Origin of the sequence: Amycolatopsis sp. cg9 (genome assembly GCF_041346945.1) — a bacterium.
Taxonomy (GTDB): Bacteria; Actinomycetota; Actinomycetes; order Mycobacteriales; family Pseudonocardiaceae; genus Amycolatopsis.
This window is the reverse complement of the sequence record NZ_CP166850.1, coordinates 6,533,258-6,548,218: the sequence shown is the minus strand read 5'-3', so window position 1 is coordinate 6,548,218 and position 14,961 is coordinate 6,533,258. Positions and strand designations below refer to the sequence as shown.

Below are 14,961 nucleotides of genomic sequence, written 5' to 3'. Positions count from 1 at the left end.
GGACGCCCGCCGCCCGCCACGGCTACTTGCGGGCCGCCGTGTAGTTCCGGAACAGCAGGTAGGTGTCGAGGATGTCCGACGACGCGCTCTCGACCGAGCGGTAGATCCCCCACTTCGGGCGGACGTAGTCGCCTTGGCCGGGGATGTTCACGCCGGCCATGCTGCCCTGCGCGGCGACCGGCGCGCCCGGCCCCGTGCCGGCGCGGACGACGCACGCCGCCTTGCCCTTCGAGCCCGGCGTGAACGTCCATTCGATCGTGATCCACTTGTCCCGCAGCGGCGCGAGGTCCGTGGCCGCGATGCTCGGCGAGCCCGAATTGGCGTACGCACGGGCGCTGAGCACTTCCTTGCCGCCGCTGCGGGTCAGGTCCAGCGTCACCCACGGGCCGCCGTTGGTCGACGGGGTCTTCGTCTGGAAGATGTGCGTGAACTTGCTGGTGCCGTGCAGCGTGGCCGGCATGAACATCTCGTAGGAGAGCGACCAGGCCTCGCCGTCGTGCATCTCGAGCGCGATGCCGTTCTGCACCATGCCCTTCGACTCGGTGCGCTGGCGGTCGCCGCCGCCGGTGGTGTCGCGGTCGTCCTTCCAGATGCTGAAGCGGTAGTGGTCGCCCTCGACGGCCACGTACTCGCGGTCGGGGTGGTGGTGGCCGCGGTCGGCCTCGATGCCCTCGAAGGCCCTGAGGCCGTCGGTGGCGGGGTCCGGGTGCCAGAGCGGAGCCGCCTGGGCGGGGGCGGCCGCGCCGAACACGGCGAGCGCGGCCACGGCGAGGGAGTGCAGAACGGATTTCGGCATCGTCGGTGTGTCCTTCCTGACGACAGATCGGCAGGGGTGCACATCGGCCGGCGGACTGGCCCGCGGTCCGGGCTGGTCATCCGATGTCTGGCGCTACGAGGGTAAGCGCGGCCGGTAGTCCCAGTCCAGTTCCCAGCACTGCAGGTGGTGGTAGCCCAGGACGGCCACCGCGGCGCACCCGTCGGCCGACAGCTCGACGTCGATGACGTCCTGCTCGCACTCGATCTCGGTGACCAGGCCGTCAGTGGGCAGGTGCCACAGGCGCAGCAACCGGCGCGACGCCGTGAGCAGGAGATCGCCGTCCGCGGACAGCGCCAGGGACACCACCCGGTCGTCGGACACCCGCACCACGGCTTCGCGCGCTCCCGCGACGGACAGCACGATCTCGCCGGTGTTGTCGAAGGCGGACGGGGTCGCGACGACGACCCGGCCGTCGGCGCTCGCGACGACCGAGGTCTCGCCCGCGAAAACGCGCGCCTCGCGCAGGACCGTGAACTGGTCGACGTCCAGCACCCGGGCGCTGCCGTCGTCCTTGACCAGGACGGCGACCGCGCCCGACACCACCACCCGCTCGTCCGCGCGCGCCGACCAGCCGTGCAGCGGCCGGCCCGTCAGCCGGTTGCGCAGGATGCTGAGGTCGTGGCGCACGAACTCGAACGCCGGGTTCTCGTCCTGCAGCACGGGGTTCCCGACGTGGTCCCGGACGACGACACCCACGCGGCGGGCCGTCCTGAGGTCCCACAGCACTCCGGCGCCGTCCGAGTCCACCGCGAGCACGTGGCGGTCGTCCGCGCAGGCCGTCACGCGCTCGAAGTCGAGGTCGTGCCGGTCCGGCGCGGCCACCACGGCACCGGTGCGCAGGTCGACGACCTCGGCCGCGGCCCGGTTGAAGCGGTCGGTGAAGGCGTAGTGCACGTTCCGGGTGAGCGCCGTGTGGCCGTGCAGGACGGCGTCGAACCGGCGGGACGGCCACACCCCGGCGAGGGCGATCCGCTCGCTGACCGCCCCCACCCGCCGCCACAGGGTCCGCAGCTCCGGGTGGCGCCGGTAGGCGGGCATCGCGCGCAGGATGTCCAGCTGCCGCCGGGCGTCGGCGAGCCGGCCGGTGTCGAGGAACTCCGCCGCCAGGCCGAGGTTTTCCGCCGCGATGAGCGCGTCCCCGGCCATCCGGTCGGTCGGCTGCGGGCGGGCGTAGCTCCACGGCGCGGCGGGCCCCGGCTCGGGCAGGTGGACGACGGCGGTGGTGTGGACGGTCTGCGGGGTGCGGCTGCCGAGCAGGACCAGCACCGTGCGCCCGCCGGCGTCCGCGGCGACGGTCATCGGGTCGCGGGCTTCGACGGTCGTGGTGAACGTGCACCGGCCCTCGTCGAGCCGCCAGTGCTGGAGCAGGAGGTCGAAGCTGTTCACCGCGGTGCGGCCGTCGTCGCTGACCGCCAGCCAGCTGAAACCCTGGTTCCACAGCAGGGCGCTGCCGATGACCGTGACCTCGGCGGTCGTCAGGTCCACCAGCACCACGTGGTCGTCGTGCGTGGCCGAAAGCGCGTAGCGGGCGGTGGGGCTGAGCGCGCAGTTGTGCCGCAGCCCGCCGAGCCGCCACAGCTCCTCGCCGGTGCGGGTCAGTACCCGCAGCGTCCAATCGAAGCCGTCGAACACGACCACGCGCTCGTCGTCCCCGGTGACCGCGATCGCCCAGCCCCGGCCGTACCCGGATTCCGCGGCCCCGGCGCGGATCAGTTCCACGGCGTCGCCCAGCACCCGCACCGACCCGTCGCCGCCGACGGTGGTCACCACGGTCCCGCCGGGGCTGACCGCGACCGCCTCGACCCCGCCCGGGACCGCCACGACCCGGGTGCACTCCCCCGTCGTCGTGTCCCAGACCCGCACCTGCCCGCTCTCGTCGGCGGAAGCCAGGACCCGGCCGTCGGCGCTCAGGGACATCGACCGGAGGCGGGCTTCGTGGCCCGTCAGGCTGTACCGCACCCGTCCTTCCGCGAGCGACCAGAGTTCGGCCTCCCGCTGCTGGAACGTCACCGCGGCCAGCCGGCCGTCGGCGCTCAGCGCGATCGGGTGCGCCCGGTTGACGAAGACCGGGCTGGGCCGCTCGGTGACCTTCCGGTCCGGCAGGGCGCGGGCGGCGGCGGTGTCCGGGCCGTCGGGCAGGTCCGCCAGCAGGCGCAGTGCCGATTCCTTGTCCCCGCGCTCGACGTGGACGGCGGCGAGCAGGTGATCGGCGGTCCGGTCGCCTTCGTGGCTCAGCCGCACCGCGTCGAGCTCGGCGAGCAGCTGCCGGTCGGTCTGCGCGCCGGCCCGCCACCGGCGCAGGCCGCGGTTGTAGGTCGCGTGCGGGTGGTGCGGGTCGGCCCGCAACGCTTCGTCCCACAGCTCGTCCGCCTGCTCGGCGTGCCCGAGGTCCAGCAGGGACAGCGCGCGGTTGGACAACGCGTCGGCGAGCAGCGGGGCTTCGTCCGGCCGCTGCCGCGGGTACGGCTCGAAGACCGTGGCGCGGTAGAGCTCCGCGAGCTCGCCGGCGAGTTCGCCGAAGCCGGCGGGACGGGCCGCGGGGTCCTCGGCGAAGCACCGCCGCAGCAGGTCCGCGACGCCCGGCGGCACCGGCGGGAGCACCGGGTCGGCGGGCCCGGCCTCGACGAACCGCGCGAAGACGCCCGCCGCCGCGTGCCCGAACATCGCCGGCGGCCCGCCCGCGAACATCTCGAGCACGCTCACCGCCCACGACCAGACGTCGGTCGCCGGGCCGAGGTGCTCGCCCCTGGCCTGCTCGGGCGAGCAGTACTCGGGGGTCATGCCTCCGCCGCCGGTGACGTTGGCCAGGCCGAAGTCGGTGACCTTCGCCGCGCCGCCGGTGTCGAGCATGATGTTGGCGGGCTTGACGTCCTGGTGGACCACCCCGCGCGCGTGCGCGTGCCCGAGCCCCCAGGCGGTCTGGATCGCCAGGTCGAGGATCCGGCGCACCGCCGGGCGGTGGCCGCCGTCGTAGAGCGCGCGATCGCGGACCGCCTCGGCGAGGCTGCCGCCGCCGGCCCATTCGGCGAACACCCGGGGCGTGCCGTCGACGCGGCGGACGTAGGCGCAGCTCACCACGTGCGGGTGCGCGCCGAGCCCGACCCAGGTCTCCGCCTCGGCCTCGAACCGCTCGGCGTCGGCGGGGGACGCGACCAGCTCCTGGCGCGGGGTCTTGACCGCCAGCTCCATCCCCCACTGGCGGTGCCACACCCGGTACACCAGGCCCATGCCGCCGGTCGTGACGACGTCACGGACTTCGTACACCCCGAGCACGACGTCCCCCGGGGACCACATCTAGTCCACCTGCGCCACGTACAGCGGGGTGCCGAGCACGACGGTCACGCCGCCGTCGGTGGGACTGGGCCCGGTCAGCAGCCGCTTGGCGACGAACTCGAGGTTCTGGTCCGGCCCCGGCATGGCCTCGTTGGCGCGCTGCACCGCGGCCAGCGCACCCTTGTGCGCGCCGTCCTCCTCGTGCTTGATCGCTTCGGTCAGGGCGCCGATCTCCGGGTCGCTGCGCAGCCCGGCGAGCATCGACGGCAGCACCGACCGGGGCACGCCGGCGGGCGCGGGGCCGCCGCCGAGGATGTGGTGCCCGGAGCCGCCGAGCCCGACGACGGTCCGCCCGGTGCTCCCGCCGAAGTACGCGAGCGTCGGCTCGGCGGGGAACGGTCCCCAGCTCATCGGCAGCAGTCCCCAGAAGAACTGGCCGGGCTCGTCGACCGTGCCGAGGTCGCCGTGCTCCTCCAGGTAGCGGACCACCCGCTGCAGCTTCGCCGTGCGCTCACCGCCCGCCGGCGCCTCCGAGGACTGCTTGCCCCCGAAGAGCTTCAGGTTCACGCTCACCTCGGTGGTGCGCTTGCGCGTGAAGCCCGGGGCCATCTGCGCGAGCAGCATGTCCACCTTGCTGTCACTGACGTACAGGTAGTACTGGAACGACAACGTGCTCCCCATCCCCCGACGACGCTGGTCGGATCATAGCGGCTACACCGCTTTCAGCACGCTCGCCAGGACGATCACCGCGCAGACGACGCCGTTGAGGACCTTGTGGTCCACGATGATGGCCGCGAACTCGCGCAGCGTCGCGCTCGGCCAGAAGTACCACGCCGTCGGCGCGCCGATGACCTGGCCGTTCACCTTGGTCTTGCGGGCGAGCAGGGCCGCGCGCAGGACGTGGAAGTTGTTGGTGACGACGACGCAGCGGTAGTCCGGCCGCCGGTCCCGCATGAGGCCGGCGCTGAACGCCAGGTTCTCCCGCGTCGTCCGCGAACGGTCTTCGAGCACGATCCGCTCGCGCGGTACGCCACGGCCGGCGAGGTAGTCCGCCATCGCGTGCGACTCCGGCAGGTCTTCGCCCGGCCCTTGCCCGCCGGAGGTGACCAGCAGCGGCTCGCGGCCCTTGCGGTCTTCGGCGGCCAGCACCCGGCGCCCGCGGTCGAGGCGGGCGGCCAGCAGGGGCGGGACGTTCCTGCCGCCGAGCAGGCCGGATCCGAGCACCACCACGAAGTCCAGCGGGCGGCGGGTGCGGATCCGCCCGTACACCAGCGAGTACAGCAGGAAGCAGGCGAAGAGGAACGACAGGTAGGCGACGATGCCGTCGACGCTGTCGCGGACCGCTTCCAGCGGCGGCCAGCCCAGCTGCCCGACCACGAAGTCGAAGACGATGAGCGCCACGATGCCGACGCCGGCGGCCAGCGACAGCAGGTTGGCCGGGCGGCGGCCTTCGCGGCGCAGCATCGTGACGCCGTTGCCGATCAGGAACACCGCCAGCACGACGATGGTGAGCGGGATCAAGGCGACCAGCCCGAGCGCGACGAAGGCCGCGGCCTCCGGCGAGATCGACGCCAGCAGCGCGAGCAGGGTGAGACCGAAGAACGCCAGCGCGAAGAACAGGTAGAAGCCGTTGCGCAGCTTGCGGCGGTCGAGCAGGAAGCTGACCAGGAAGACGGCGAAGCAGAAGACGGCCGCGGCGAGCGGGAGCAGGGCCGGGTTCACGCGATCTCCAGCCGTCGCCAGGTCGCCAGGAACACCAGTGCCGCGGCGACGGATCCGAAGGAGGCGAACGAATTCGCGGCCAGGTAGACGACCCAGGCGTTGTCCCGCACCGTTTCCGCGTACCCGCCGCCCGCCAGCGACGCTCCGATGAGGACGGTGCCGAGGCCCAGGAACACCACGGCCCCGAGGGCGGCGACGGTCACGACGAGCACCCGCGGGAGCCGGCGCGGCCCGTCGTGGCGGCGCACGGCCCCGCGCCGGGCGAGCCACCACGACGCCAGGCAGGCGAGCGCGAGGGCGATCGCGTCCGCGGCGAGCGTGTCGGAGAGCCGGTGCCACTTCGCCGTCACCGTGTACGCGCCGATGCCGACCGCCCAGGAGAGCAGGAAGAAGAGCGTCACTCCGCGCCAGCGGTAGGGCACCACGAGCAGGGCGGCGAACAGCACGGTCATGGCGATCGTCGTGTGCCCGCTCGGCAGGCTGTTGCCGGCGTAGTGCCCGGTCACCTCGACGAGGCCCGGCCGGGGCAGCACGAACCGCTTGAGCACCTGCGTCACGAGCTGACCGGCGACGATCACGCCGACCGCCGCGAAGGCGAGGTCCCGGCGGCGGCGCAGCAGGCCGACCAGCGCGACCACGACCACCGCGGCGGCCAGCGAAACCAGGGTGATCCGGCTCAGGCTCGCGTCGGCGACCGCCTGGTCCCGCGCGGCGGCTTCGTCGGCTCCGCGCAGGGCGGCGTTCTCCAGCTCCTGGCCGGGCCCCGTCCAGACGGCGAGGAAGTAGACCGCGGCCAGGACGACGGCGCACACGGCCGCGACGACCAGCCAGCGACGGGCGGGAACCACCCCGGACCTCCTCCGGTGCGCGAATGCTCCGAACAGCGTAGTTGCCTGCTGCTATCGGACGCACACCGAGGGTGAGGTGCAACCGCGTGGGCGGCTCGCGCGTGGACCTGGTGTTCGCGTGGTCTGGTGTTGATTGTCTGGTGTTTTCTGCGTCATTCCGTTTGTCCGTGTTCCGTGTTACGTTCGATTCGCCGAGCCCGCGGTAGTGCTCCGGGCTCGACGTGCCCGCCCCGCCCGGAGTGCTCCGCCGTCCCCGCCAGGCCGGTGCGCGGTTCCGTGCGCGTCCCCGGAGGAGTTCGATGCGCCGCTTCGCCGCCCTGGTCCTCGCGCTGCTGTCCCCGTTCGTCGTGGCGCCACCCGCCGCGAACGCCGCCGTCACCCCCAAACCCCCGCCGCTGTCCACGCCGTGGACGTCCGAGGTCAGCACCACGAACCCGCTGCCCGAATACCCGCGGCCGCAGATGCAGCGGCCCGACTGGCAGTCCCTCAACGGCGAATGGGAGTTCCTCAACCCCGCCACCGGCGCGGGCGGCAGCGTCGACCGCTACGCCGCGCCCCCGCTCGGGCAGACGCTGCCCGAACGCATCCTGGTGCCCTACCCCGTCGAGTCGGCCCTGTCGGGCATCATGCGCAACGACAACCGCGACCTGATGTTCTACCGCCGCACCTTCACCGTGCCGGCGGCCTGGGCCGGCCGGAACGTGCAGCTGCACTTCGGCGCCGTCGACTACGAAGCGACCGTCTGGGTCAACGGGGTCCAGGTCGCTTCGCACAAGGGCGGCTACGACCGGTTCGAAGCCGACATCACCGCGCGGCTCACCGGCGGCACCAACGAAATCGTCGTGCGCGTCTACGACCCGACCGACGGCCGCGGCGAGAAGCAGCCGGTCGGCAAGCAGGCCACCACGCCGTCGAACATCTTCTACACGCCCACTTCGGGGATCTGGCAGACCGTCTGGCTCGAGCCGACGGCGCCGTCGTCGATCTTTTCGGTCGACATCTACCCGAACCTCGCGAACAACACCGCCCGCGTGCGGGTGTTCGGCCGCGGGAACGTCAGCGGCTACTCCGTGCTCGCCGAGTCGATGACCGGCGGCGCCGTCGTCGGCAGCGCGACCGGCGGCTTCACGGAGTTCTCGGTGCCGGTGCCGAACGCGCGGCGGTGGTCGCCCGACGACCCGTTCCTCTACGACCTGCGGGTCTCGCTGCGCAACGCCTCGGGCACGACGGTCGACCAGGTGGTCAGCTACTTCGGCATGCGCGAGGTGGGCACGAAGAACGTGAACGGCGTGCTGCGGCCGACGCTCAACGGCGAGTTCGTGTTCCAGGCCGGCACGCTGGACCAGGGGTTCTGGCCGGACGGCCTGTACACCGCGCCGACCGACGCGGCGCTGGCTTCGGACCTGCAGAAGCACAAGGAACTCGGCTTCACCATGGTACGCAAGCACATCAAGGTCGAGCCGGCGCGCTGGTACTACTGGGCCGACCGGCTGGGACTGCTGGTGTGGCAGGACATCCCGTCGACACCGACGGCGGACAGCAGCCGGACACCCGCGCAGATCGCCGAGTTCGAGACCGAAGCGCGCGAGATCGTCGACGAGCACCGCTTCTCCCCCGCCGTCGTCACGTACGTGCCGTTCAACGAAGGCTGGGGCGAGTGGAACCTCGACGAGACCAAGCGCGTCACGACCAGCATCAAGAACTACGACCCGACCCGGCTGGTGAACGCGCACAGCGGGTTCAACTGCTGCGCGTCGAAGGGTGACCCGGGCACCGGCGACATCATCGACTGGCACGTCTACACCGGACCGGACGCCCCGCGGCCGTCCGGCACCCGCGTGTCGGTGCTCGGCGAGTTCGGCGGCCTCGGCCTGCGCAACCCCGGCCACGAGTACAGCCCCACCGGCAACTTCTTCGCCTACGAGCAGATGTCGAGCGCGGCGCAGCTGAACGACCGCTACACGGGCATGGTCCGGGACGCGCGGCAGCTGATGACCACCAAGGGCCTGTCGGCGTTCGTGTACACGGAGATCACCGACGTCGAAGGCGAGTACAACGGGCTGCTGACGTACGACCGGCGGGTGCAGAAGGTCGACACCGCCCGCGTCCGCGCGGCGCACACCGACCTGATCGCCGCGTCCAGGAACCTGAACGCGGCCGCGCCGCTGACGCTCGGGCACGTCCGGTCGTTCCGGGTGACCACCCCCGGGTACACCGACCGGTACCTGCGGCACGCGGATTCGTTCGCCCGCACGGACGTCCTGACCACCGGCAGCGCGGACGGGGCCCGCCAGGACGCCGCGTTCCGCACGGTCGCGGGGCTGGCGGACTCGCGCTGCTTCTCGTTCGAGTCGGTCAACTTCCCCGGGAAGTTCCTGCGCCACGCGGACAACCGCGTCCGCATCGACAGCGACACGGGCGGCTCGTTCGGCGCGGACGCCACCTGGTGCTCCCGGCCGGGTCTCGCCGCCGGCGGCACGTCGTTCGAGTCGCTGAACCTCCCCGGCCGGTTCTTGCGGCACTACAACGAAACCGTGTACCTGGCCCTCAGCGGGGGACCGAACCCGTGGGACACCGCGACGAGCTTCGCGGCCGACGCGACGTGGGACGTCTCGGCGCCGGCGTTGTGGCGCAGCTCGGTAGCCCTGGCGGTGAACGCGCGCCAGTCGCTGCGGGTGACGACGTGGGGCTACACCGACCGCTACCTGCGCCATTCGGGCGGCCTCGCCTACACGGCGGTGGTGACCAGCGGCAGCAGCGCGCTGCTGAAGCAGGACGCGACGTACACGGTGCGGCGCGGGCTGGGCGAGTCGTCGTGCTACTCGTTCGAGTCGGTGAACTACCCGGGCCAGTTCCTGCGCCACCAGGACGGCCGCGTCCGGAACTCCCCGGACGACGGCTCGGCGCTGATGCGCGCGGACGCGACGTTCTGCAGCCGGCCGGGCCTGAGCGGCACCGGCGTGACGTTCGAGTCGCTGAACATCCCGGGCGCGTTCCTGCGCCACTTCGACTCGGCGGTCTACATCGCCTCGGGCGGCGGCACGGGCTCGGACCGCCCGCAGACGCTGACGGCGGACAGCAGCTGGACCGTCGCGGCGCCCTGGGCTCCATAAGCACCCCAATGTGGCGTTCGGTGCGTTGGACGCACCCAATGTGGCGTTCGGTGCGTCAGACGCACCCAACGCCACATTGGGGCGCTCAGGGCCCGGCGTAGCACTCCGCCAGCGCGCCGAACGCCGCTTTCGGTTCCCACGGCACGTCCGGGTACGTTTCGCCGGTTCCGTTCTCCAGCACCTTCACCACGCCCCAGCTCGCCATGTCCAGGTCCTCGGCCGGGTCCGGGCGGTGCACCAGGCCGTAGCAGGCGAACGTGCACGCGAAAGCCGCGTCGACGCCTTCCGCGCTGAACACCGCCAGCAGCTCGCGGAAGTACCTGGCCTGCTCCTCCTCGTCGCGGACGTACGCGCCCTTCAGCCGGACCGGGACCTCCCCCTCGTACTCGACGATCTCGCCGCAGCGGGCGCCCAGGTCGGCCGCGCCGCGGTACGGGGTCACGCCGAACTCCGTGATCGCCACCGGTTTGCCCGAGGCCACCAGCGTGCGGATGCCGTCGCGGTACTGGTGCGCCACCTCCTTCGAGCGGTGCGCGTCGACCGAGACGATGTCGAACGGCGTCCAGTCCACCCGCTCCAAGGGCACCGACGCGTACGTGATCCGACCGCCGAAGCGGGCGCGGACCACCTCGGCCGCGCGGGCGAGGAAGTCGTTGACGCGCGCCGGGAGGTCCGCGATGAGCGCCCGGTCGGCGAGGAGGTTCGCCAGGCGTTCCTCGATGCCGTCGCCGGGGAGGAAGCCGTGGTTGAACAGGCTCAGTTCGGCGCCGGTGACGAACACGACCTCGGCACCCCCTTCGCGCAGCCGTTCGGCCCGGGCCGCGCCGTCGGCGAACTGGTCGAGGATCTCCTCCGGCCGGCGGTCCCAGGGGAACGGCGAGAACCACACCTCCAGCCCCAGCGCGGCCGCCTCACGGGCGGCGAAGTCGATCCGGTCGAGGTCGGTGCCGATCAGCCGGACGGCCGTGCAGTGCAGGTCGTGGCGGATGACCGCCAGCTCGCGGCGGACCAGGTCCGGGTCGAAGGGGCGGTTGAACCGCCCGCCGCGCTCGAAGCCGGTGTCGTAGCCGATGCCCTTGGCTCGCATGTCGCGGGTCCTCCAGTTTGGGTACGGTACGTACCGTACCTTATAGCTGCGGTACGGTCGGTACCCATGGCCGAAGTGAAGACCCGGCGCCGCGGCACGGAGCTCGAAGACGCGATCCTGCGCGCCGCGGCGGACGAGCTCGCCGAGGCGGGCTACGCCGGGCTGACCATGGAACGCGTGGCGCAGCGGGCGGGGACCAACAAGAACGCGATCTACCGCCGCTGGCCGAACCGCGCCGCGCTCGGCGTCGCCGCCTACCGGCACCTCGCCGGCGACCGGTTGAGCCCGCCCGACACAGGCGACCTGCGCGAAGACGTCTTGACGCTGCTGCGCGCGATCAACTGCGGCCAGTCCTCCCCCGCCGCCCGGATCCTCCGCGGCCTCCTGGCCGGCGTCGGCGACGAGCCGGAACTACTGGCACGGCTGAACGAGCAGGCCACCGAAGGCGCCGCGAGCACCTGGCTGACGGTCCTCGACCAGGCCGTCGCCCGCGGCGAAGCACCCCCCGAAGCGCGGCACCCGCGGGTCGCCACCGTCGCGCTCGTGCTGCTCCGCAACGAATACCTCACCCGCGGGCTGACCACAGTGGACGACGCCGTGCTCGCCGAGATCGTCGACGAGGTCTTCCTGCCGCTGGTCCGCCGCCGGGCCTGACCGACCGGGCTCAGCAGTCGGAACGCGGCGGCTTGCCCGCGAACCGGTCGGCCAGGTAGCCCACGACGTCGCCGGCCGAGAACGCCAGCGTCGTCACGTGCTCGCCGAGGTAGGTGCCCCACGTGACCGGGACGCCCGCCGCGCAGTACCCGCGGCGCAGGGTTTGCGCCTGTGCCAAGGGGATGATCTCGTCGGCGGAGCCGTGGAACAGGAAGACCGGGGCCTTCGGCGGCCGGGCGCCGAGCTCGTTCTCGGCCAGCCGCGCCTGCCACTTCGCCGTGGTCAGCGGGTTCGCCGTCGTGTAGTCGGCGATGTGCCCGAAGGCGTAGCCGAACACCGCGTCGACGCAGGCGTCCTGCTGGGTCGCGTACAGCGTGCGGCCGCGGTCGTTGAGGTAGGCGGGCAGGTCCAGCTCGGGGTAGGCCGCGTCCAGGCCGAGCGCCGAGAGCAGCAGGAAGCCGAACCCAATGCCGCCGTCGAGGCTCTTCGCCACCGCGTCCAGGTCCGCGGGTGTGCCGCCGGCGGTGATGCCCGCGACGGTCAGCTCGGGCGCGTACGACGGCGCCAGCTCGCCCGCCCAGGCCGCGCCCCCGCCGCCCTGCGAGTAGCCGGAGAACGCGACCGGGCCGCCCGGCGCCAGGCCCGCGGCCGGCAGCCGGGTGGCCGCGCGGGCCGCGTCGATCACCGTGTGGCCCTCGGACCGGCCGACGACGTAGGTGTGCCGGCCGGGGGTGCCGAGGCCCTCGTAGTCGGTGATCGCCACCGCCCAGCCGCGGCTCAGCATCGCGTCGACGAACAGCGGTTTCTCGTAGTCCGGCTGGAACTTCGACGGCGCGCAGCGGTCTCCGATGCCGCGCGTGCCGCTGGCCACCGAGACGATCGGCCGCGGCCCGGCGCCGGTCCACGGGGCCGACGGGACCAGGACCCGGCCGGACACCGCGATCGGGGTGTCCGTCGCGGACCTCGACCGGTAGAGCACCAGGTAGCCCTTCGCCCCGGACCGGTCCGGCAGCGGCCGCCACCACACGACGTCGCCGTCCGCGCCGGCCGGCAGCGGGCTCGGCGGCGTGTAGAACGCGTCGCCGTCCGGGCCGCGCGGCGGATCCGTGGCCGCGTCCACCGGCCCGGCGGTGGTGATCAGCAGGACGACGGTCAGCAGGACCGTCCACAAGCGACGCATGGGAACTCCTCGTCGAGTCCGGGAGGGCGGCTAGAAGACGCGGTCGACGTCTTCGGCGATCAGGTGGTCCAGCGCGCGTTCGGCGACGGCGGCGATGGTCATCGAGGGGTTGCAGGCCGCCGTCGTCCCCGGCATCAGGGCGCCGTCGAGGACGTACAGGCCCCGGTGCCCGAGCACGCGGCCTTCGAGGTCGCAGACCGCGCCCATCGCGGCGCCGCCGAGCGGGTGCCACGTGCTGGGCACGACGGCGGTGGTGTCGAGCAGCACGCCGAGCGGCCCGGCGATGCGGGAAATCCGCTCGTGGATGCGCGCGCTCAGCTTCGCGTCGGCGCCGGACGGCCAGTGCAGGACGGCGTCGTCCTTCGCGGCGTCATAGACGAACCGGCCGCGCCCGGCGCTGATGCCGTAGCCGACGAGCATCGTGGTGCGCAGGTCCGGCAGCGGTGGCAGGGACGCCTGGATGACGGTGTTGGCCGTCGCCGGGTCGTCCCATTCCTTGCTGCCGTAGACGACCGGCCCGCCCTGCGGCGCGCCGAAGTCGTCGGCGAGGTTCGTCCAGGTGTAGATGCGGTCGCCGTTGGTGCCCCAGCCGGCGCCCAGCTCGTCGGGCAGGTCGGGGATGTCGCCCTTCGCGCCCGCGCGCATCAGCAGCCGGGTCGTGTTCGCCGTGCCGGCCGCCATGACGAGCGCGTTCGCGGTCAGGACCTTCTTTTCGAGCACGGTCCCGGCGGTGTCGATGCGGTCGACGCGGATCTCCCAGCGGCCGTCCGGGGCGAGCGCGACGTCGGTGACGTTGTGGAGGGCCGCCACGGTGCAGCGGCCGGTCGCTTCGGCGGCCGCGAGGTAGGTGACGTCGACCGAGTGCTTGCCGCCGTTGTTGACCCCGAGCGCGCAGTCCCCGTTGGTGTAGGACGGTTTCACCTCGCCGTCGAGCTCGCGCAGCGCGAAGTCCCAGTCGATCGGCATCGGGATCTTCTCGACGGCGTACCCGGCGGCGCGGGCGTTGCGGGCGAAGACCCGGGCGGCCCGGTACGTCTTGCTCTCGACGAGGGCGTCCGGCGCGGTCTCCACGCCCAGCATCGCGGCGACGCGGGGGTAGTGCTCGGCCGCCATCCGGGCGTAGTCGAGCTGCTCGGGGAAGCAGGCGTGGAACAGCTCGGCCGTCGGCTGCAGCGTCATGCCCTGGTAGACGAGCGAGCCGCCGCCGACGCCCGCGGCGCACATCATGCTCATGCCCTGGCCGCCGACCTGTTCCAGCAGCCCGGTGTAGCGCTCGAACGGCGGCAGCGACGGCAGTCCCGGCAGCGAAGGCGCCGAGCCGAGCCAGAAGATCCGCTTGTCCGGCGACGTCGGGTGCGGGAACGTCTCGGCGTCGGGCCCGGTCGGCCAGCGCCGCCCGCGTTCGAGCACCAGCACCGGCACCCCGGCCTGGGCCAGCCGCAGCGCCGTCACCCCGCCGCCGAACCCGGACCCGATGACGACGACCCGGTGATCCTCCCGGGTGACCCGGGCGGCGCCGAGGGCGGCGGCCCCGGCGACGGCGGCGGCACCCTTCAGGACGGTGCGGCGGTTCAGGACGGGCATGGGCTCCTCCGGCGTAGTCGTGACCTGGGGTGACGGTAGGAACCCGAACCGAGAGATGGAACGGATTGCCGGTCTCACTACTCGCGAGTAACGTGATGGCCCATGCGCGCAGGGCGACCGTCTTCGGCCGTACCCCGGCGCGTCGACGCGCGCCGCAACCGCGAAGCGATCCTGCGCGCCGCCGACGAGGTGTTCAGCGGAGAGGCCGACGTCGCCCTGGACGAAGTGGCGCGCCGGGCCGGTCTCGGCCGCGCGACGGTCTACCGGCACTTCCCCGACCGCACGGCACTGGCGTTCGCCGTCGCGGCGCACCACCTCGCCGCGCTCAAGGGCCTGGTGCGCGACGAACCGTTCCTCGAGCTGCTGCGGCGCGTACTGGCGATGCAGGCCCGGCGGCGGCCGCTCGTCCGGGTGTTCCGGGAGCTGCCGGAACGCAGCCAGCGGCAGTACACGCACGCGCTGATCGCCTTGCTGCGCCCGGCTTTCGAGCGAGCCCAGCGCGAAGGCGGCGTGCGCGCCGACCTGGAGCCGGCGGACCTGGCCCTGCTGTTCGAAATGCACGAGGCGGCGCTGGTCGCCGGGCCGGCCCCGCGGGAGCGGACGGAACCGGCCGAGCGGCTGGTGCGCGTGTTCCTGGACGGCCTCGCCGGCGCCGGCCACTGACGCTCTTCGCCCGGCACCGG

General features: G+C 72.9%; 11 protein-coding genes. 3 read left to right on the top strand and 8 right to left on the bottom strand.

Annotated elements, in window-relative coordinates; all coding sequences use genetic code 11:
* Window positions 1-22: 22 nt before the first annotated feature.
* The 5 genes from AB5J73_RS30440 to AB5J73_RS30420 form a co-directional block, all read right to left on the bottom strand.
* Entirely contained in the window at window positions 23-796 is a 774-nt protein-coding gene (locus AB5J73_RS30440) for a hypothetical protein (protein WP_370962104.1), read from the bottom strand.
* A 93-nt stretch (window positions 797-889) separates the two neighbouring features.
* Window positions 890-4,111, bottom strand: coding sequence for a protein kinase (locus AB5J73_RS30435; protein ID WP_370962103.1), 3,222 nt, complete (start codon window positions 4,109-4,111; stop codon window positions 890-892).
* The gene (locus tag AB5J73_RS30430; RefSeq protein WP_370962102.1) at window positions 4,112-4,771 is read right to left on the bottom strand and encodes an SAVMC3_10250 family protein; all 660 of its coding nucleotides are present in this window, start codon (window positions 4,769-4,771) and stop codon (window positions 4,112-4,114) included.
* A gap of 30 nt (window positions 4,772-4,801) precedes the next feature.
* Window positions 4,802-5,812, bottom strand: coding sequence for a YdcF family protein (locus AB5J73_RS30425; protein ID WP_370962101.1), 1,011 nt, complete (start codon window positions 5,810-5,812; stop codon window positions 4,802-4,804).
* Window positions 5,809-6,660 carry a phosphatase PAP2 family protein gene (locus AB5J73_RS30420; protein WP_370962100.1) on the bottom strand — a complete coding sequence of 284 codons (852 nt, stop codon included), beginning with the start codon at window positions 6,658-6,660 and terminating at the stop codon, window positions 5,809-5,811. The genes AB5J73_RS30425 and AB5J73_RS30420 overlap by 4 nt, the downstream gene beginning before the upstream one ends.
* 299 nt (window positions 6,661-6,959) lie before the next feature.
* Here AB5J73_RS30420 and AB5J73_RS30415 point away from each other — a divergent pair, with 299 nt between their 5' ends.
* Window positions 6,960-9,773, top strand: coding sequence for an AbfB domain-containing protein (locus AB5J73_RS30415; RefSeq protein WP_370962099.1), 2,814 nt, complete (start codon window positions 6,960-6,962; stop codon window positions 9,771-9,773).
* An 85-nt stretch (window positions 9,774-9,858) separates the two neighbouring features.
* Here the strand turns inward: AB5J73_RS30415 and AB5J73_RS30410 are convergent, their stop codons facing one another.
* On the bottom strand, window positions 9,859-10,860 hold the full coding sequence (locus AB5J73_RS30410; RefSeq protein ID WP_370962098.1) for a hypothetical protein: 1,002 nt from the start codon (window positions 10,858-10,860) through the stop codon (window positions 9,859-9,861).
* Between the two features lie 66 nt (window positions 10,861-10,926).
* Between AB5J73_RS30410 and AB5J73_RS30405 the strand changes: the two genes are divergently transcribed.
* Window positions 10,927-11,514, top strand: coding sequence for a TetR/AcrR family transcriptional regulator (locus tag AB5J73_RS30405; protein ID WP_370962097.1), 588 nt, complete (start codon window positions 10,927-10,929; stop codon window positions 11,512-11,514).
* Between the two features lie 10 nt (window positions 11,515-11,524).
* On the opposite strand, the gene AB5J73_RS30400 is transcribed toward AB5J73_RS30405, so the two are convergent.
* A complete protein-coding gene (locus AB5J73_RS30400) occupies window positions 11,525-12,694 on the bottom strand; it encodes a lipase family protein (protein ID WP_370962096.1) in 1,170 nt (389 codons plus the stop codon).
* A gap of 30 nt (window positions 12,695-12,724) precedes the next feature.
* Window positions 12,725-14,278 carry a GMC oxidoreductase gene (locus AB5J73_RS30395; RefSeq protein ID WP_370962095.1) on the bottom strand — a complete coding sequence of 518 codons (1,554 nt, stop codon included), beginning with the start codon at window positions 14,276-14,278 and terminating at the stop codon, window positions 12,725-12,727.
* Between the two features lie 102 nt (window positions 14,279-14,380).
* Between AB5J73_RS30395 and AB5J73_RS30390 the strand changes: the two genes are divergently transcribed.
* Window positions 14,381-14,941: a TetR/AcrR family transcriptional regulator gene (locus AB5J73_RS30390; RefSeq protein ID WP_370962094.1), complete on the top strand. Its 561-nt coding sequence runs from the start codon at window positions 14,381-14,383 to the stop codon at window positions 14,939-14,941.
* Window positions 14,942-14,961 lie beyond the last annotated feature (20 nt).